Origin of the sequence: Longimicrobium sp., assembly GCF_035474595.1 — a bacterium.
In the GTDB taxonomy this organism is placed as follows: Bacteria; Gemmatimonadota; Gemmatimonadetes; order Longimicrobiales; family Longimicrobiaceae; genus Longimicrobium.
In genome coordinates this window covers 1-16,804 of the sequence record NZ_DATIND010000157.1, presented here as the reverse complement: position 1 = coordinate 16,804, position 16,804 = coordinate 1, and the positions used below count along the sequence as shown (strand labels likewise).

Here is a 16,804-nt window from a genome sequence, read left to right as displayed (position 1 = left end):
TCCTTCCGATCGCAACTCTGACACTGGAGGACCACATGCCCGCCCCGCGCCCGCGCCGCAGGATGTCGGCGACCGAGATCGCCGTGTGGGTCTACGCCATCGTCGAAGCCGCGGCGATCACGGCCGTGCTCTGGCACCGCTGACCCGTCCGCCGCTTCCCGCAACCGCAAACGGAGACTGGAGATGACGAACACGGATCGCGACGGGATCGTGGCGGGCGTGCTGGACCGGATGGACCGGCACGCGCGCATGGTGCGCCTGGCCATCCTCGCCGCCGCGGCGGTGGAGGGGCTGCTGATGGTGATCGCCCTGCTGAAGGTGGACTGGAAGAACGAGACGCAGGTGCTGCTCTTCCTGTTCGCGGTGCTCGGCTACACCATCGTGGCGCTGGGGCTGGTCGCGCTCGGCGCCCACGTGTCGCGCGTCGGCGCCCGGGTAGTGGCCGCGCTGGAGGGAAGGCGCCCTGTCTGAGGGAAACGGCCCATCCGCGGCCGGCGGGCTCCGGCTGGCCGAGCTCGCCGCACGCGCGCAGCTGGGCGACCGGACGGCGCTCGAAGCCCTGCTCCGCGAGCTGGAGCCGCCGCTGCACGAGCACATCCGCGGCATCGTCGGCGACGCGGACGATGCCGCGGACGTGCTGCAGGAGACGCTGCTCCTCGTCTGCCGGCGGCTGGGCACGGTGCGGGACCATCGCTGGGTGCGCGCCTGGGCGTACCGCATCGCCACGCGCGAGGCGGTGCGCGCGGCGCGGCGCTCGCGCGCGTCGCGCACGCAGCCGCTCGACGAATGGGCCGATCTCCCCGCGCCGCCCGCTGACGAGCCCGCCGTAGATTCCGAACTGGTCGCCGAGCTGCCGCGCAGGCTCGACGCGCTTCCGCCGGGCGCGCGGTCGGTGCTCCGGATGCGATATCTCCACGGCCTCACGCAGCCGGAGATCGCGGAGGCGCTGGAGATCCCCCTCGGCACCGTGAAGTCGCGCCTCGCCTACGGCATCGCCGCGCTCCGCCGCACGTGGGGCGCGGGACGCGGCGAATCCTGACGACGGGACGGGAGATGCATCGCCCGACACATCCCTTTTCGTGCTCAGCGGCAGGTGATCCCGATCGAGGATTGGTCGTGCAATCCGGCGGCGCACGTGCGACCTCGCCTGTAGATCCTTCGGCCTGCCATCTTCCGTGAATGCGGTAGATTCCCGGAGGTCGGCCTCAGGATGACGTCAGTGTGCGGTTTGGTGGGGGTAATGATTGCCAGCGTTCGCATCAAGGATCATCATCGCCATCCCCTGTCCCCTGTCGTTGTACCCTCTTCCCCCAGCGGCTATATTCCGTACCCAAATGCATCAGCAGCACCCCCGCACGAGGTAAGCCGTTGTCTCGCACCGCGCTGGCCCGCACGTACCGCCCGAAGACGTTCTCCGAGGTCGCCACGCAGGAGCACGTCAGCAACACGCTGCGCTCGGCCGTGCAGCGCAACCGCGTGGCCCACGCGTACCTGTTCTGCGGCCCGCGCGGGGTGGGAAAGACCACGCTGGCCCGCGTGCTGGCCATGGCGCTCAACTGCCCCAACCGCGGCGACGACGGCGAGCCGTGCGGCACGTGCGACAGCTGCGAGCGCATCTGGGCCGGGCGCACCTCGCTGGACGTGGTGGAGATCGACGCCGCCAGCAACCGCGGCGTGGACGACGCGCGCGACCTGCGCGAGCGGGCCATGTACGCGCCCAGCGAGGAAGACCGCTTCAAGATCTACATCATCGACGAAGCGCACATGCTTACGCGCGAGGCGTGGAACGCGCTCCTCAAGATCCTGGAGGAGCCGCCCCCGCGCGTGATCTTCGTGTTCGCGACCACCGAGCCGCAGAAGATCCAGCAGGCCGCGCCGCCCATCCTTTCGCGCTGCCAGCGCTTCGACTTCCACCGCATCTCCACCCCGGACCTGGTCGGCCGCCTGCGCACCGTGCTGGGCCACGAGGGGATCGAGGCGGGCGACGACGTGCTTCTCCCCATCGCCCAGAAGGCCGACGGGGGGATGCGCGACGGGCTGAGCCTGCTGGACCAGGTGCTCTCGTTCACCGAGGGCACGCCCACGCCCGACGACGTGCGGCGCATCCTGGGCCTCGTCGGCACGGAGGTCTATCTCAACCTCTTCGAGATCATCGCCACCAAGCGGCAGGCCGACGTCTTCCGCTTCGTTGGGAAGATGCTGGACGAGGGATACGACCTCACCGAGTTCTACCGCGGCCTGGCCGATTTCATCCGCGCGCTGCTGATCGTGCGCCTGGGCGGCGGCGACCCGGAGAGCGTCCCCGCGCACCTGCGCGGCGCCGTCACCGAGATGGCGAACCACTTCGCGCCCGGCGACCTGCTGCGGATGCTGGCGCAGGTGGCCGAGCTGGACGCGGACGGGCGGTTCCGGAAGAGCGGCGAGCAGCGGATCCTGATCGAGCTCCTCCTTCTCCGCTTCGCCTACCTGGAGAGCACGGTCAGCATCGAGGACGTGCTGGCGGCGCTCGGCGGCGGCTCGCCCGGCGGTCCGTCGGGCGGCGGGGATGGCGGATCGCGCGGCAACGGCGGCCCGCGTCCCTCGCCCGCGCCCCCCGCGCGCAGCTTCGACCGTACGCCGTCCGCCGCGCCCTCCGCGCCCGCGCAGGCGTCCACGCCCGTCGCGCGTCCCGCGCCGGAGCCGCAGCGCGCGCCCGAGCCCCGCGCGGAAGCGCCCACGCCCGTCGCGTCCGCCCCGGCGACGCCTGTCACGTCTGCGCCTGTCATCGAGCCCGCACCCGCGCCTGTCGCGGAGAAGCCCGCCGCACCCGCGCCCGTCGCGGAGACGCCGGCCGTTCCCGCGCCCCCGGCGGCGGTGAGCGCGCCCGCGCCGACGCCGGCTCCGGCCGCTCCGGCGCAGCCGGTCTCCGCGCGCGAGCCGGTTCCGGTGCCGCCGCCGAGCTACGACGAGTACGACGGCTACAATCTTCCGCCCATCGAGCTCCCGCACGAGGCGCCGTCGTCCCACGCGCGCCCGGAGCCGAGCGTCCCCGCGATGTCGATCGCGCCGGCACCGGCGGAGCCCGAGCCGTCTGCTCCCGCCGCGGCGCCCGAAGTGCGGGGGGATGACGGGCCGATCGACGGCGCCCGGCTGCGGCGCGCGTGGCAGGGGATCCTGCAGGATGGAGATGGATTGCCGCCGGGGATGGGGTTCGTCCTCCGCGCCGCGCAGCTCTCGCCGGAGGGGCGCAGCGTGCGGATGATGCTTCCCGCGGGGAACCCGGCCATCGAGCGGCTCTCGCACTCGGCCGCCAGGGCCGCGCTGGAGCAGGCGCTGGCGAAGCGGCTGGGCGGACGCGTCACGCTGGAGCTGGCGTCCGGGCAGGCGACCGCGATCGACCCGCGGCAGAACCGCATCACCGCGGCCAGCGCGCGGCACGACAAGCTGCGCCGGCTGATGGAAGGGGAACCGGTCCTGAGCGCGGCGGTACAAGCGTGGGACCTGGAACTCGTTGACTGACCGATGTTTCCCGCGCCGGCCGAGCAAGGGGCCGCGCGGGCGCCGGTGCATCCGTGGACCGCAACCGGCCGCCCCCCGCGGCGGCCGCAGACAGAGACGATGAATCCGAACATTCAGCAGCTTCTCCAGATGAGCCAGCAGGTGCAGACCCGCATGGCCCAGCTCCAGACCGAGCTCGGCCAGCGCACGGTCACCTGCTCCAGCGGCGGCGGCATGGTCACGGTGACCGCCGACGGGCGCGGCAAGATCCGCTCGCTCAAGATCGACCCCACGGTGGCCAACGGGGGCGACGTGGAGATGCTGGAAGACCTGGTGCTGGCCGCCGTCAGCGAGGCGCAGAACCGCGCCAACCAGCTGTACGAGGACGAGATGCGCAAGCACATGGGGGGCCTGAACCTCCCGTTCAGCCTTCCCGAGTTCTGAGCGCCGCTTGTCCGCGATCGACGATCTGACCGGCGAGCTGGCCCGCCTCCCGGGCATCGGGCGCAAGACGGCGCTCCGGCTCGCCTTCCACCTCCTCAAGGCCCCGTCCGACGACGCCCAGCGCCTCGCGCGCGCCATCGTGGCCGTGCGCGAGCGCGTACGCCCGTGCGAGGTGTGCGGCAACCTGACCGAGGTCACCCCCTGCGCCATCTGCACCAGCACGCGGCGCGACGGCACCACCGTGTGCGTGGTGGAAGAGGCCAGCGACATCATGGCCATCGAGCGCACCGGCGAGTACCGGGGGATGTACCACGTGCTGGGCGGCCGCCTGAGCCCGCTGGACGGCGTGGGCCCCAGCGAGCTGAACGTGGAGCCGCTGGTGCGGCGCGTGGGCGGCGGCGTGGTGCAGGAGGTGGTGCTCGCCACCAACCCCAGCGTGGAGGGCGAGGCCACGGCCATGTACCTGCGCAAGCTCATCGGCCCGCTGGGCGTCCGCGTCACCCGCATCGCCCGCGGCCTTCCCGTGGGCGGCGACCTGGAGTACGCGGACGGCGTCACCATCGCGGAGGCGCTGACGCACCGCCGGGAGATGTGAACGGCAGGGGACAGGGGATAGGGTACAGGGAAAAGCGGAAGGGCAGGGGATCGCGACGCGCGGTCCGCTGCCCTTCGTCTCATCCGTATCCGCGTCCGTGCCCGGGTGAAGTGGCCCTGTATAACCGATCGCCTTCCCCGCCCGGGCCGTTTGGCCCTGTCCCCTGTTCCCTGTCCCCTGTTCCCTATTAGTTTGTCACCCGCCTCACGCTCCATACGTTGGCCGCCGCCCACCGGGGACATGGAAAACAAGCGAATCCTGCGAACCACGGCGTTCACCCTGCTGGCCGTGGGGGCGCTCGCCGCCCTCGGGGTCCTGCTCGTGCGCGACCAGATCAGCCGCAGCAAGCGCGACCTGTTCAGCCCGCACCCGCTCCGCCGCCTGGCCGCGCTGGAGTACCTGGGAAGCGTGGCCGCCAGCGTGGACACGGTGCTGCTCCTGCGCGACTTCCTGGCGTGGGAGCCGCGCCCGCTGCTGCGCAAGCGCGCGCAGGGCGTGCTGCTCAGGCTCGAGGGCGAGCTGGCCACCCGCGAGAGCGAGGTCGCCTGATGGCGGGCGCCAGCAGCTGGAGCTTCGAGGAACGCGACTTCCAGCGCATCGACCGGCTATTGCAGGGGTTCCTGTACGACTCCAACGCCCGCTGCGCCCTGCTGGTGGACCGCACGGGGCAGCTGGTGACCACCGCGGGCGAGAAGCCCGACTTCGACTCCACCGCCTTCGCCTCGCTGGCCGCGGCCGACTTCTCGGCCAACGACCAGCTGGCCAGCATGATCGGCGAGAACGAGTTCTCCTCGCTCTTCCACCAGGGAGAGAAGGAGAGCATGTACCTGGCCGACGTGGCCCGCCGGGTGATCCTGGTGGTGCTCTTCGACAACCGCACGACGCTGGGGATGATCCGGATCAAGGTGAAAGGCGTGGTTCGCGAGCTCGCCGAGATCTTCCGCGAGATGTTCGATCGTTCCGCCTCCGCGCCGCAGACCGCGCGCGTGGAGTCCGCCTTCGTGGACGAGGCGGAGGACGAGATCGACCGCCTGTTCGGCGATCTCTGAGGGGGCGTAAACGATGTCGATGATCAACTACGCCTCGCGCGAGATCAACTGCAAGATCGTGTACTACGGTCCGGGTCTCTGCGGGAAGACGACGAACCTGGAGTACATCTTCGAGAAGGTGGCGCCCAACACCCGCGGCAAGCTGATCTCGCTGGCCACGGAAACCGAGCGCACGCTCTTCTTCGACTTCCTCCCGGTCGACCTCGGTGCCATCCGCGGGTTCAAGACGCGCTTCCACCTGTACACCGTGCCGGGGCAGGTGTACTACAACGCCAGCCGCAAGCTCATCCTGAAGGGGGTGGACGGGGTGGTGTTCGTGGGCGACAGCCAGGTGGAGCGGCTCGACGCCAACATCGAGAGCATGCACAACCTCTACGAGAACCTGTCCGAGTACGGGCTGGACCTCCGCGAGATTCCCTTCGTCATCCAGTACAACAAGCGCGACCTGCCCAACACGTCGAGCCTGCAGGAGCTGGAGGCGCAGCTGAACCCCAACCGGGTGCCGCACTTCGAGGCGGTGGCCGTGCGCGGGATCGGGGTGTTCGACACGCTGAAGGCGGTGAGCAAGCTCGTGATCAAGAGCTTGAGCTGATGGAGGCGGCCGCGCGCATGCCCTGGCTGAACCTGCCCAACGCCATCACCCTCGGCCGCATCGCGCTGGCGGTGCTGCTGGCGCCGATGCTGCTGGCCGACGGGTTCGGCATCCGCCTCGCGGCCTTCATCGTCTTCCTCATCGCCGCCTTCTCGGACCTGGTGGACGGGAAGCTGGCGCGCAGCCGCAACCTGATCACCGACTTCGGCAAGCTGGTGGACCCGCTGGCCGACAAGCTTCTCCTCGCCGCGACGTTCTTCACCTTCTACTACCTTTCCCACGGCGGCGAGCCGCGGACGCCCTTTCCCTGGTTCGGGGGAACGCTGCCCTGGTGGATCCTGGCCATCATCTTCGGGCGCGAGCTGTTCATCACCCTGTTCCGCTCGTACGCGGCACGGCGCGGGGTGGTGATCCCCGCCGGGGCGGCGGGAAAGCTGAAGGCGGTGTTCCAGAACATCGCCACCGGGGCCATCATCTTCTGGTACGCGCTCTGGTCGGCGCAGCGCGAGAACGGGTGGAACACCCCCTTCTGGAACGGCGTGTGGGTTCCCTTCCACCGCTGGTTCGCCATCGCCTCGCTCACCATCGCGGTGGTGCTCACGGTGTGGTCGCTGGCCATCTACCTCAACTCCTTCCGCACGCTGGACCTGCAGCGCAAGGCGGCGCGCTGACCCGCGCGTGAGCGACGGGCTCCTTCCGCCGCCCGACGCCTCGTCGGAATTCCGGGCCGCGGACGGCCTTCGCCTCCATTCCCTTTCCTGGCCCGTGGAACGCCCGCGCGCCGTGCTCCTGCTGAGCCACGGCCTGGGCGAGCACGCCGGGCGCTACGCCGCGGTGGCCCGCGACCTGGCGCCGCGCGGCATCGAGGTGCACGCGCTCGACCACCGCGGGCATGGTAGATCGAGGGGGATTCGCGGCCACACCGCGCGCTTCGGGAAGCTGGTGGACGACTTCGACCGCTTCGCCGCCGGGGTGATGGAGCGTGCGCCGCGGGACGTCCCCGTCTTCCTCCTCGCGCACTCGCTGGGGGGATTGATCGGCATCCGCTGGCTGGAGACGCGGCCGCGCGCGGAGCTCTGCGGGGCGATCCTTTCCGCGCCGCTGCTGGGGATCGCCAAGCAGGCGGCGCGGTGGAAGACGGCGCTCTCGGGCTTCCTGTCGAAGGCGCTGCCGTGGATCCCCATCCCCAACGAGGTGGACCCGGCCGAGCTGTCCAGCGACTCCGCGTACACCCGCTCGTACCGCGAGGACCCGCTCGTCCACGACAAGATCTCGCCGCGGCTGTACACCGAGATGGTGGGGGCGATGCGCGACGCCTTCGCGGAGAAGGACCGCATCTCCCTCCCGCTCCTCTTCGTCGTCCCCGGCGCCGACACCATCGTGCGCGAGGAGGCCACGCTGCGCTTCGCGGAGAGCCTGCGCGGCGACGTGACGGTGCGGCGCTACCCCGGCTTCCACCACGAGTCGCTGAACGAGCTGGACCGCGCCCGGCCGATCGCGGACCTGCTGGGGTGGATGGAGGAGCGGATCGGGGGCGGAATGGCGCCGGGTGGAGAAGGCCGGGAAGGTGGGAGGCCGAGGCCGGAAGGCGAATGAATTCGCGGCAACAACGGCCCGAAGTCCGCCTTCGCGGACTCGCGCGGCGCCATCGTCGCGCCGCGACGGGCTTTCGTACTTCCGTGCTCTTCGTACTTTCGTACTCGTGCTCGCGAAGCGGATCTGGCGGAGGCGTGCTGCCGTACTTTCGCACTCTCGCACCTTCGCACTCCCGCACCCTGCCGAAACGGCATCCAAACCGGGCACTCGGCTTGCTAAACCGCTGTTTGCCTTGACGGCGGATGTGGAATCTGACGGTTCGCCGCGCCGCACCGGCGCGGTCGAGCCTCACGCGTATTTTCTTCTGACGGCGGATTTTCCGATGGCGGACCACAAGCACCATCACCGGCACCACCACGGCGCGCGGGCCGACGAGCAGGGCGCCAGGCCCAACGGGAAGGCGAACGGCCACGCGGAGCCCGCGCCGGCCGAGGCGGAGCCGCAGGCGGCGGACGCCGGCGCGCAGGCGCCGCCGCAGCCGGTTGAAACCCCGGCGGCCGATCCCGCGTCCGAGCTGCAGGCGGTGCGCGAGCGCCACCTGCGCCTCGCGGCCGAGTTCGAGAACTACCGCAAGCGGGTGGAGCGCGAGCGCAGCGAGGCCTGGGTGCGCGCCCAGGCGCAGCTGGCCGAGCGGCTGCTGGAGCCGCTCGACGACCTGCAGCGCATCGCCGACTTCGACCCGGCGACCACGCCCGCCGCGGCGCTGCACGAGGGCGCCGAGATGGTGGAGAAGAAGTTCCTGCGCGCGCTGGAGGCCGCCGGGCTGGAGGAGATCGACGCGGCCGGCAAGCCGTTCGACCCCACGCAGCACGAGGCGCTGACCACCATGCCCGCCGAGAGCGAGGCCGACGACGACACGGTGGGGCAGGTGTTCCGCAAGGGCTACCGCTTCAAGGGCGTGCTGGTGCGCCCCGCGCAGGTCGTGGTCCGCAAGCACGGGTGACCGGCGTTCGGCGGCGGCCGCGCCTTCCGGCCGCGCTCAAGAGATAAAGTTCCGAGACCAATGGCGACCCCTACGAAGGACTTCTACCGCGTGCTGGGCGTGCCCGAGAACGCCAAGCCCGACGAGATCAAGAAGGCGTACCGCAAGCTGGCCAAGCAGTACCACCCCGACGCGAACCCCGACAACGCGGCGGCCGCGGAGAAGTTCAAGGAGATCTCCGAGGCCTACGCGGTGCTGAGCGACGAGGACAAGCGCAAGCAGTACGACCAGATGCGCAAGCTGGGCGCGTTCGGCGGCCTGGGCGGCTTCCGCCCGGGCGGCGGCGCGCGGCCGGGCGGCCCCGCCGGCGCCGGGGGGGCCACCTTCGACGACCTGGACTTCGGCGGGCTGGGCGACATCTTCGGCTCGATCTTCGACTTCGGCCGGCGCCGCGGCGGCACCGGCCCCGGCGCGGGCACGGCCGGGCGCGCCGCGGGCCCGCAGCGCGGCGAGAACATCGAGTACCAGGTCGAGATCCCCTTCAAGACCGCGGCGCGCGGCGGCACCCTCACCGTCACCCTCCCGGTGACGGAGGACTGCCCCGTCTGCGCCGGGAGCGGCGCCAAACCGGGGACGCCGATCATCACCTGCCCGGAGTGCAAGGGCTCGGGAACGATCACCTTCGGGCAGGGGGGATTCGGCGTCACCCGCCCGTGCCCCAACTGCTACGGCCGCGGGAAGGTTCCGCAGGAGCCGTGCGCCAACTGCCACGGGCAGGGGCAGATCCGCGAGCAGAAGACGGTGAACGTGCAGATCCCCGCCGGCGTCGACAACGGCTCCAAGGTGCGCATCGCGGGGCAGGGCGAGAAGGGGGCGGCGGGCGGCCCGGCGGGCGACCTGCTGATCAACGTGCGCGTGACGCCCGACAAGTTCTTCTCCCGCGACGGCTTGGACCTGCAGTCGACGGTGCCGATCAACGTGGCCCAGGCGGTGCTCGGGTCGAAGATCAAGGTGCGCACGGTGGACGGCAAGGGCGTGGTGCTCCGCGTCCCCCCCGGCACGCAGAGCGGCACCAAGTTCCGCATCAAGGGGCAGGGGGTGGAGAAGGGCGGCCGGCGCGGGGACCAGTACGTGCGTGTGGAGGTCACCGTCCCCGACGAGCTGACCGACGAGCAGCGCAAGCAGTTCGAGGATTTCGCCTCGGCGGCGGGGCTGCGCCACTGAACCGGTACGAAAGTACGGAAGCACGAGAGTACGGAACGACGGAGACGGAGAGCGGAAGACGATGAGCCACACCTTCACCGACGAGAGCCTGATGACGTGGGAGGCGTTCGCCTCCAGCGGCAAATTCGGCTTCTCGGTCCGGCCGCGGATCGTGTTCAACTGCCTGTCGGACCCCAACCGCCCGCCGCGCTACGTCGAGCGCCCCGGCAACGAGGCCGCCGCCGAGGAGCAGGTCGTCGAGTACGACGAAAAGCAGCTGAGGGAGATGCTGCGAAGCTCGCGAGAGCTGGACTGATCTCCATCTCCTGATCCGCATCTCCTTCGTGGACTTCATCGATGCAGCAAAGCCCGGAGCGCCAGGACGCGCTCCGGGCTTTCGTTCGCATCGCAATCACCTCTGCATAAAAGCGCACAAAGACGTCATCCTGAGGCCGGCCCCGACGAATCTGCGTACACCGAGGACGGCAGGCCGAAGGATCCATAGCCCGTTTCGCACGTCCGCTGTGGACCGTGAGATGACTCCCTTGGTCGCGATCCGTGCGAAGCGACGCCTCACGTGCGGATCAGGCTATGGATCCTTCGGCCTGCAAGCACTTGCACATGCGTACGTTACAGCGTGGCCGGCCTCAGGATGACGTCATCTCGGGATGACGTCATCTCGGGAATCCGCGTACGGCTTTATCCCGCGGTGCCGGCACTCGCCGAAACGGTGGACGACTTCACCGGTTGGGGCGGGGCGATGTCGGGCGGGTCGGCGGGGCCGAAGGTGAGGTCACGCACGAGCACCGTCAGCGGCACGGCCAGGATCGCGCCGGTCGGGCCCAGCACCCAGGCCCAGAAGATCACCGACAGGAAGCTGAGCAGCGCGGAGATCTGCATCTGCTTCCCCACGAAGCGCGGTCCGATCACGTTGTCGATCACCGTGTTGATGATGTTGTACGCGGCGAACACGATCAGCGCGGGGACCCACCCGCCCTCCAGCAGGGCCAGCAGCGTGGGCGGCACCAGCGAAAGCGTGAACCCGATGTTCGGCACGAAGCTCAGGATGAACGACAGCACCGCCCAGAGCAGCGCGTGGTCCACGCCCAGGACGAGCAGGACGATGTAGTCCAGCACCGCGGCCACCAGCCCCAGCACCGCGCGCACGCCGATGTACCCGCGCAGCGTGTCCGAGAACGCCAGGAACCGCGCCGCCAGCGGGCTGTGGTCGCGCGCGCGCCTGCTGGCGCGGCGCTCCATCTCCCACATCCCGCCCAGCATGAAGGCGAAGATGAAGAGGGTGAGCAGCATGTTGCCGAAGGTGGTGGCGATGGCGCCGACCACGCCCAGCAGCATGCGCCCCAGCTGCGGCCCCTGCAGCGCGTTGTCCAGGTACTGGCCGGCGTCGATGCCGCGCGCCGACAGCATCCCGGTGATGGAGCGCATCAGCCCCTGCATCCGCTCGCTGTAGCCGGGGAGCTCGCCGGCCACCTGGCGCATGGACACGCCCACGAAGCCCGCCAGCAGCAGCCCCGCGATCACCAGCGCGAACACCACCAGCGCCACCGCGCCGCCGCCGGCCACGCCCAGCTTGCGCAGGCGCACCACCAGCGGCTGCAGCAGGAGCGCCAGGAAGCCGGCCATCAGCACGGGGTTCAGCCATCCCGCCGATTCGCGCAGCCCTGCCGTGATGATCACGACGGATGCGCCGCCCAGCAGGTACAGCAGGATGTTGCGTCTCGACTCGTTCATCGGGTGGGCGATGCGGGGTGGGTGCGGCCGCACGGGTGGGATGCCGGGCCGCGCGCGGGGAATCTACTGCGTCCAGCCGCCGGGGACACGCGGACGTGGGAAGATGAGCGTGACGTTCGGACGAACGCCGGATATGTATTGACGGGAAGTGTGGCGATCGGTTACGATCCATACCGGCTGCGCAGCCGTCCCACCCGACCCTCGTCCAGGCGCGGAAGCCTCTTCCGCCGGTGGCCGGGGTGCGGGATGCTTTCACCCTGACGGGGAGGAGAGGGACGTATGCTGCATCGCATCCGCGACGTTTCGCGCCGCCGCATGGCTGCCGCACTGGTGGCCCTGCTCACCGCTTCGGCTGCCGCGCCCGCGGCGGTGAGGGCGGTCGCCCGACTTCCGGCGCCACAGCACTACTATTTCTACGCGGACGGGTCGTACGGCACCCTCGTCGGCGAGGGTGAGATGGGTTGCGATCTCAAGTATCAGCAGTGGTGGGGCACCACGTCCATCTACTCGGAATCGGTCCCGCTCGATTGCGACGTGCAGAAGTAGCGCGGGGGCGATGACGCGAACGAGCCCGGCTCCCTGGTCAGGGGGCCGGGCTCGTCGTTCGCGCCACCGCCATGGCCCGTGATGATCGGCGGGTCACTCGCCTGCGGCGGGATCGCCGCCGGCGATGCGGCCGCCGCCCAGCACCACGTCGCCGGCGAACATCACCGCGCTCTGGCCGGGGGAGACGGCGCGCTGCGGCGTGGCGAAACGGAGCGTGACCGCATCTTCATCGACCGACGCGACCGTGGCGTCCACCGCCTTCGCGCGGTGGCGGATCTGCACCTGCACGGCGTCGCCCACCGCCGGCGGCGGTGCGAGCCAGTTCAGCTCGCCGATGGTGACGCCGGGGCGATGCAGCTCCTCCATCGTGCCCACCACCACCTCGCGGCGCCCGGGGCGGGTGCCGATGACGTAGAGCGGGAGCGGGCGCCCGCCGCCCAGGCCGCGGCGCTGGCCCACGGTGTAGCGCGCGTAGCCGTCGTGCTCGCCGACCACCTCGCCCGCCGTCGTCACCATCGCGCCCGGAGCCAGCGCGGCGTGTCCGGCGCCCAGCCGCTTCTGCAGGAAGCGCGGATAGTTGCCGTCGGGGACGAAGCAGATCTCCATGCTCTCCGGCTTGTCGGCGGTGACGAGACCGAGATCGCGGGCGATCTCGCGCACGCGCGGCTTGGTGAGCTCGCCGAGCGGGAACATCAGCTGCGGCAGGATCTCCGGCGGGAGCGCCCAGAGGAAGTAGCTCTGGTCCTTGTCGGCGTCCACGCCGCGCAGCAGCAGGGGGCGCCCGGCCTCATCGATCCCCATCCGCGCGTAATGGCCGGTGGCGATGGCGTCGCAGCCCAGCATGCGGCCGCGGCGCAGCAGGTCGCGGAACTTGGTGTTGCCGTTGCAGCGCACGCACGGGTTGGGGGTGCGCCCGGCGGCGTACTCCTGGACGAAGTCGTCGATGACGTCGCGGGTGAACTCGCGCTCCACGTCGAACACGTAGTGCGCGATCCCCAGGCGGTCGGCCACCTGCCGCGCGTCCATGATGCCGTCCAGCCCGCAGCAGGAGCGCGTGGGGCCGGTGAGCTCGGCCTCCGCGTCCTGGTAGCAGAACGTCTTCATGGTCACGCCGATCACGGTGTGCCCCTGCTCCACGAGCAGCGCCGCCGCCACCGAGCTGTCCACGCCGCCCGACATGGCGACGAGGACCGTCTTCTTCTCCATCTCCAGTTCCGTGCGGTTCAGCCGTTTGCGATACGCCGCCGCTCGTACCCCGCTGCGGCCGATCGGTGCGGCCGGCGCCCGAGTCGATGCCCTCTCATCTCCGCGGGTGCACGGCTTCGTGGCGCGCGATCAGGGCGTGAGGCGGCGTGTCGGCGATCAACTGGCCGATGGCGTCCAGCGGCAGGTCGTCGGGCGACCTGAAGCGGATGCACGACTTGCCCATGTCCAGCTTCTTCCCGGCGGCCGCGAACGCGTCGCGCAGCCGCCGCTCGCGCTCGGGGTCGCCGTACACGCAGGTCAGGTACAGCGCGTTGTAATTCTTCTGCGCCGCTAGGGACACGAACGACAGCGGCTGCCCGTTGTACGTGTCCGGATACGCCTCCAGCGGCACGCACCAGCCGATCATCCCCCAGGCCATCCCCTCGCGGTAGCCGGCGGGCAGATGGCGGAGCACCGTGTCGCGCACGGTGGAGATCGCGGCGCGGCGGTCCTCGGGAAGCTCGGCCAGGTACTCCTCGACCGTCGATGCGGCACTGAGTTGGGAGATGTAGATCGAGAGACGTGGATGCCGATCAACCAGCAAGCGAGCGTACGCGCTCGGCGACGGCGGTGAAGATGTCCAGCACACGATCGATCTCCTCGTCCGTCGTTCCCCAGCCCAGGGAGAAGCGGACGGACGGGCCCGCCAGGTCGGCGGGGATGCCCATCGCGGTGAGGACGTGGCTGGGCTCCACCGCGCCGCTGGAGCACGCCGAGCCGGAGGAGACGGCGATCCCCTGCAGGTCCAGCGACACCAGCAGCGCCTCGGGGTCCGCGCCGGGGACGGAGACGTTGCTCACCGTCGGCAGGCGCGGCGCCCCGGCGGCGTTCACCACCAGGCCGGGAACGCGCTCGAGCAGCCCCGCCTCCAGCCGGTCGCGCAGCGCGCCGATGCGCGACATCGCCCCCTCGCGCGCCGCCTCCACGGCCTCGGCCGCCGCGGCGAAGCCCACCGCGCCGGCCACGTCCTCCGTCCCCGGGCGGAGGCCGCGCTCCTGCCCGCCGCCGAAGAGGAGCGGCTTCAGCCGCGTCCCCCGGCGGACGTAGAGCGCGCCGATCCCCTTGGGGCCGCCCACCTTGTGCGCGCTGAACGCCAGCAGGTCCGCGGCGACCTGGTCCACGCGCACGGGCACCTTCCCCAGCGCCTGCACGGCGTCGGAGTGGAAGACCACGCCCGCGGCCCGGCAGCGCTCCGCGACCTCGCGCACCGGCTGCATCACCCCGACTTCGTTGTTGGCCCACATCACCGAAAGCACGGCGGGCTTCCGCTCCAGCGCGGCATCGACCGCCGCCATCTCCACCACGCCGTTCGGGTCGACGGGAAGGAGGATGAGCGGCGCGCCCTCGTCGGCGGCGGCGTGCGCGCTGGCCAGCACCGCCTTGTGCTCGATGGCGGTGACGGCGACCGGCGCGCCGGGAACGGTCCGCGCGCGGCCGAGGATAGCCAGGGCGTCGGCCTCGGTGCCCGCGCGGGTGAACACGATCTCCGCGGGCGACGCGCCGATCACGCGGGCCAGGCGGGCGCGCGCGTCCTCGAGCGCGGCGCGCGCCTCGCGCCCCCAGCGGTGGAGGCTGGAGGGGTTCCCCCAGCGGCCGTCGAGGAAGGGGAGCATGGCGTCGCGCGCCTCGGGGCGGACGGGCGCCGAGGCGGCGTAATCCAGGTAGATGGGTGCTTCCGTCATCGCTCCGCGACCCCTTCCGCACCCCCGGACGGGACGCGTCCGAGGAGATTTATCTGACGGTGATGCAATCGCTTACAAAAAGCTTGAGCGGCCGTGTACGCGGTGATACATTCGGGAGAGCCAGCCGATCCATCCATCGAGGTCTCATGATCCCACCGCTTCCCGACGCGAAGCCCCCGGTTTTCCGCAGCACCGTGCATGGCACCGTATTCGGTGACCGGGCCAGCCACGTGCGCGAGCTGGAGCAGGGCGACCGCCTGATCCTGATCCCGGACCCGCCGATGGAAGAGGACCCGGCCGTGTGGGTGCACATGGCGGGCGGCGATCCGGTGGGCCATCTGCCGCCCGAGGTGAACGCCTGGCTCGCCCCGTGGCTGCAGCGCGGCGGCGCCGCCACGGCCACCGCCGTGCGCGTGCGCGGCGACGACGTGCCGAGCTGGAAGCGGCTGGTCATCGAAGTCCATTGCCTCCAGGCGAACGCCGCCTAATATACATCGCAGCGGGCCGGTCTCGCTCGAAAAATTGGGACCCCTCGAGGGCAACCCGTCAATCAAATGGCAGCGCGCGGGGCAACCGCGCGACTCCTTGGCGAGGCCGGTCCTCCCCAACGGCGGCGGGCGATCCACAACGGATCGCCCGCCGCTGTTTCGTCGAGGCCGCATCGAATCCGCGTTGTTGCGGGCGAGCCGTGGAGGGCTCGGCATGCGATGAGTATCGCGGATTTTTTGCAGAAGGACCACTGCGTCGATCAAGTAGAATCGAGCGTGCTCTCGGCATCTACCGATTGTTTTCGCATCGCGGATGGTGCGGGAACGGACGGATATCGGATCAGCATCCCCCTGATCGATCCGTTGCGGAGATCGGACTTCGCGTAGGTGGTGCCGGAGGGCGAGGGAGGAAGATCGTGTCCGGCAGCGCACGTGTGAGCCCTGGCCTCCTCACCGGCGGCTGAAGTCGCAGCAACAACTACGGGAAGCCTCGCAAACTGCGCGAGGCTGATCCGCTCACTCTGCGGCATCGGGGCCAGATCCGGCGGGAGGTTCGGCGGAGTGTGGCGCAATGGGACACGGTGCATCGCAATCAGCCGAATGCCCTCGCCCTGCCGTAGCCGGCTTTTGGGGGCGATAGAATTGTGTTGCAACGACTTCCGATGTGCGGAAGATCGGCGGGGACACCGGAGCGCGGCATGCGAGCAGGGAGATGCGCGTGCCTTATCCTGGCGCGCGCCGGTCCACCCGTGCTCTGGAGGCGTCGATGCGAGCTCCCCTGGTCCTTGCGTGCGTGGTGATGATCGCGGCCTGCGGCGGCGGCAACGGAAGCGGAAACAACTACAACGGCGGCCCCACCGGGCCCAACAACCCGCCGCCGAACAACTCCACCGCCACCGTGAACGCCACCCCGTCGCTGGCCTTCACGCCGGATTCCGTGGCGGTGAACGCAGGCGAGAACGTGACGTTCGCGTTCGGGTCGGTGGCGCACACCGTCACCTTCCAGCAGGGCGTCACGAATCCCGGCGATTACGGCGGCGTCGGCAGCACCGGCAACCCGCCGTCGGACATCCCCGAGACGCAGAACACCAGCGTGACGCGCACCTTTGCCACGCCGGGCGTCTACCACTACCGCTGCAGCATCCACACGGGGATGTTCGGCACCGTCGTCGCGCGGTGAGTGCGGAAGTGCGTGAGTGCGACCTTCAACGCA

At 70.5% G+C, this 16,804-nt stretch carries 20 protein-coding genes; 16 read left to right on the top strand and 4 right to left on the bottom strand.

Annotated features, from left to right (window positions below; all coding sequences use genetic code 11):
• Window positions 1-183 precede the first annotated feature (183 nt).
• The 13 genes from VLK66_RS27900 to VLK66_RS27840 all read left to right on the top strand — a co-directional run bounded on the left by VLK66_RS27900 (window position 184) and on the right by VLK66_RS27840 (window position 10,194).
• On the top strand, window positions 184-471 hold the full coding sequence (locus VLK66_RS27900) for a hypothetical protein (RefSeq protein ID WP_325312802.1): 288 nt from the start codon (window positions 184-186) through the stop codon (window positions 469-471).
• Window positions 464-1,039 carry an RNA polymerase sigma factor gene (locus VLK66_RS27895; protein ID WP_325312830.1) on the top strand — a complete coding sequence of 192 codons (576 nt, stop codon included), beginning with the start codon at window positions 464-466 and terminating at the stop codon, window positions 1,037-1,039. The genes VLK66_RS27900 and VLK66_RS27895 overlap by 8 nt, the downstream gene beginning before the upstream one ends.
• Before the next feature lie 329 nt (window positions 1,040-1,368).
• Window positions 1,369-3,498, top strand: a complete 2,130-nt coding sequence (gene dnaX / locus VLK66_RS27890) for a DNA polymerase III subunit gamma/tau (protein ID WP_325312801.1) — start codon at window positions 1,369-1,371, stop codon at window positions 3,496-3,498.
• Window positions 3,499-3,597: 99 nt separating this feature from the next.
• Window positions 3,598-3,921 (top strand): YbaB/EbfC family nucleoid-associated protein, encoded by a 324-nt coding sequence (locus tag VLK66_RS27885; RefSeq protein ID WP_325312800.1) that lies wholly within the window; start codon window positions 3,598-3,600, stop codon window positions 3,919-3,921.
• Window positions 3,922-3,928: 7 nt separating this feature from the next.
• A complete protein-coding gene (recR, locus tag VLK66_RS27880) occupies window positions 3,929-4,516 on the top strand; it encodes a recombination mediator RecR (protein WP_325312799.1) in 588 nt (195 codons plus the stop codon).
• A 240-nt stretch (window positions 4,517-4,756) separates the two neighbouring features.
• Window positions 4,757-5,065: a hypothetical protein gene (locus tag VLK66_RS27875; RefSeq protein WP_325312798.1), complete on the top strand. Its 309-nt coding sequence runs from the start codon at window positions 4,757-4,759 to the stop codon at window positions 5,063-5,065.
• Complete coding sequence (locus tag VLK66_RS27870; RefSeq protein WP_325312797.1) at window positions 5,065-5,565, top strand: roadblock/LC7 domain-containing protein; 501 nt, start codon at window positions 5,065-5,067, stop codon at window positions 5,563-5,565. Before VLK66_RS27875 ends, VLK66_RS27870 begins: the two co-directional genes overlap by 1 nt.
• Window positions 5,566-5,578: 13 nt before the next feature.
• Window positions 5,579-6,157, top strand: a complete 579-nt coding sequence (locus tag VLK66_RS27865; RefSeq protein WP_325312796.1) for a GTPase domain-containing protein — start codon at window positions 5,579-5,581, stop codon at window positions 6,155-6,157.
• 17 nt (window positions 6,158-6,174) lie between these two features.
• Window positions 6,175-6,828 carry a CDP-alcohol phosphatidyltransferase family protein gene (locus tag VLK66_RS27860; protein WP_325312795.1) on the top strand — a complete coding sequence of 218 codons (654 nt, stop codon included), beginning with the start codon at window positions 6,175-6,177 and terminating at the stop codon, window positions 6,826-6,828.
• Between the two features lie 7 nt (window positions 6,829-6,835).
• On the top strand, window positions 6,836-7,753 hold the full coding sequence (locus tag VLK66_RS27855) for a lysophospholipase (RefSeq protein WP_325312794.1): 918 nt from the start codon (window positions 6,836-6,838) through the stop codon (window positions 7,751-7,753).
• Window positions 7,754-8,075: 322 nt separating this feature from the next.
• Window positions 8,076-8,696, top strand: coding sequence for a nucleotide exchange factor GrpE (locus VLK66_RS27850; protein WP_325312793.1), 621 nt, complete (start codon window positions 8,076-8,078; stop codon window positions 8,694-8,696).
• A 60-nt stretch (window positions 8,697-8,756) separates the two neighbouring features.
• Complete coding sequence (gene dnaJ / locus VLK66_RS27845) at window positions 8,757-9,899, top strand: molecular chaperone DnaJ (RefSeq protein WP_325312792.1); 1,143 nt, start codon at window positions 8,757-8,759, stop codon at window positions 9,897-9,899.
• A gap of 61 nt (window positions 9,900-9,960) precedes the next feature.
• Window positions 9,961-10,194, top strand: a complete 234-nt coding sequence (locus VLK66_RS27840) for a hypothetical protein (RefSeq protein ID WP_325312791.1) — start codon at window positions 9,961-9,963, stop codon at window positions 10,192-10,194.
• Window positions 10,195-10,577: 383 nt separating this feature from the next.
• Here the strand turns inward: VLK66_RS27840 and VLK66_RS27835 are convergent, their stop codons facing one another.
• Entirely contained in the window at window positions 10,578-11,630 is a 1,053-nt protein-coding gene (locus VLK66_RS27835; RefSeq protein WP_325312790.1) for an AI-2E family transporter, read from the bottom strand.
• A gap of 279 nt (window positions 11,631-11,909) precedes the next feature.
• On the opposite strand from VLK66_RS27835, the gene VLK66_RS27830 reads away from it, so the two are divergent.
• The gene (locus VLK66_RS27830) at window positions 11,910-12,176 is read left to right on the top strand and encodes a hypothetical protein (protein ID WP_325312789.1); all 267 of its coding nucleotides are present in this window, start codon (window positions 11,910-11,912) and stop codon (window positions 12,174-12,176) included.
• A gap of 93 nt (window positions 12,177-12,269) precedes the next feature.
• Here VLK66_RS27830 and mnmA read toward each other — a convergent pair whose 3' ends face one another.
• From mnmA to VLK66_RS27815, 3 genes are all read right to left on the bottom strand, one after another.
• Window positions 12,270-13,382: a tRNA 2-thiouridine(34) synthase MnmA gene (gene mnmA / locus VLK66_RS27825; protein ID WP_325312788.1), complete on the bottom strand. Its 1,113-nt coding sequence runs from the start codon at window positions 13,380-13,382 to the stop codon at window positions 12,270-12,272.
• Window positions 13,383-13,476: 94 nt separating this feature from the next.
• Window positions 13,477-13,965, bottom strand: coding sequence for a DUF1801 domain-containing protein (locus tag VLK66_RS27820; protein WP_325312787.1), 489 nt, complete (start codon window positions 13,963-13,965; stop codon window positions 13,477-13,479).
• Window positions 13,955-15,103 (bottom strand): cysteine desulfurase family protein, encoded by a 1,149-nt coding sequence (locus tag VLK66_RS27815; protein WP_325312786.1) that lies wholly within the window; start codon window positions 15,101-15,103, stop codon window positions 13,955-13,957. Before VLK66_RS27815 ends, VLK66_RS27820 begins: the two co-directional genes overlap by 11 nt.
• A 146-nt stretch (window positions 15,104-15,249) precedes the next feature.
• Between VLK66_RS27815 and VLK66_RS27810 the strand changes: the two genes are divergently transcribed.
• The gene (locus VLK66_RS27810; protein WP_325312785.1) at window positions 15,250-15,591 is read left to right on the top strand and encodes an HIRAN domain-containing protein; all 342 of its coding nucleotides are present in this window, start codon (window positions 15,250-15,252) and stop codon (window positions 15,589-15,591) included.
• 766 nt (window positions 15,592-16,357) lie between these two features.
• Window positions 16,358-16,771 (top strand): cupredoxin domain-containing protein, encoded by a 414-nt coding sequence (locus tag VLK66_RS27805; protein ID WP_325312784.1) that lies wholly within the window; start codon window positions 16,358-16,360, stop codon window positions 16,769-16,771.
• Window positions 16,772-16,804 lie beyond the last annotated feature (33 nt).

Excerpts from the sequence above, each read along its gene's own strand:
- VLK66_RS27900 (WP_325312802.1), top strand. The coding sequence starts at position 184 with ATGACGAACACGGATCGCGACGGGATCGTGGCGGGCGTGCTGGACCGG.
- VLK66_RS27885 (WP_325312800.1), top strand. The coding sequence starts at position 3,598 with ATGAATCCGAACATTCAGCAGCTTCTCCAGATGAGCCAGCAGGTGCAG.
- VLK66_RS27875 (WP_325312798.1), top strand. The coding sequence starts at position 4,757 with ATGGAAAACAAGCGAATCCTGCGAACCACGGCGTTCACCCTGCTGGCC.
- VLK66_RS27870 (WP_325312797.1), top strand. The coding sequence starts at position 5,065 with ATGGCGGGCGCCAGCAGCTGGAGCTTCGAGGAACGCGACTTCCAGCGC.
- VLK66_RS27865 (WP_325312796.1), top strand. The coding sequence starts at position 5,579 with ATGTCGATGATCAACTACGCCTCGCGCGAGATCAACTGCAAGATCGTG.
- VLK66_RS27860 (WP_325312795.1), top strand. The coding sequence starts at position 6,175 with ATGCCCTGGCTGAACCTGCCCAACGCCATCACCCTCGGCCGCATCGCG.
- VLK66_RS27850 (WP_325312793.1), top strand. The coding sequence starts at position 8,076 with ATGGCGGACCACAAGCACCATCACCGGCACCACCACGGCGCGCGGGCC.
- dnaJ (WP_325312792.1), top strand. The coding sequence starts at position 8,757 with ATGGCGACCCCTACGAAGGACTTCTACCGCGTGCTGGGCGTGCCCGAG.
- VLK66_RS27840 (WP_325312791.1), top strand. The coding sequence starts at position 9,961 with ATGAGCCACACCTTCACCGACGAGAGCCTGATGACGTGGGAGGCGTTC.
- VLK66_RS27835 (WP_325312790.1), bottom strand. The coding sequence starts at position 11,630 with ATGAACGAGTCGAGACGCAACATCCTGCTGTACCTGCTGGGCGGCGCA.
- VLK66_RS27830 (WP_325312789.1), top strand. The coding sequence starts at position 11,910 with ATGCTGCATCGCATCCGCGACGTTTCGCGCCGCCGCATGGCTGCCGCA.
- mnmA (WP_325312788.1), bottom strand. The coding sequence starts at position 13,382 with ATGGAGAAGAAGACGGTCCTCGTCGCCATGTCGGGCGGCGTGGACAGC.
- VLK66_RS27815 (WP_325312786.1), bottom strand. The coding sequence starts at position 15,103 with ATGACGGAAGCACCCATCTACCTGGATTACGCCGCCTCGGCGCCCGTC.
- VLK66_RS27810 (WP_325312785.1), top strand. The coding sequence starts at position 15,250 with ATGATCCCACCGCTTCCCGACGCGAAGCCCCCGGTTTTCCGCAGCACC.
- VLK66_RS27805 (WP_325312784.1), top strand. The coding sequence starts at position 16,358 with ATGCGAGCTCCCCTGGTCCTTGCGTGCGTGGTGATGATCGCGGCCTGC.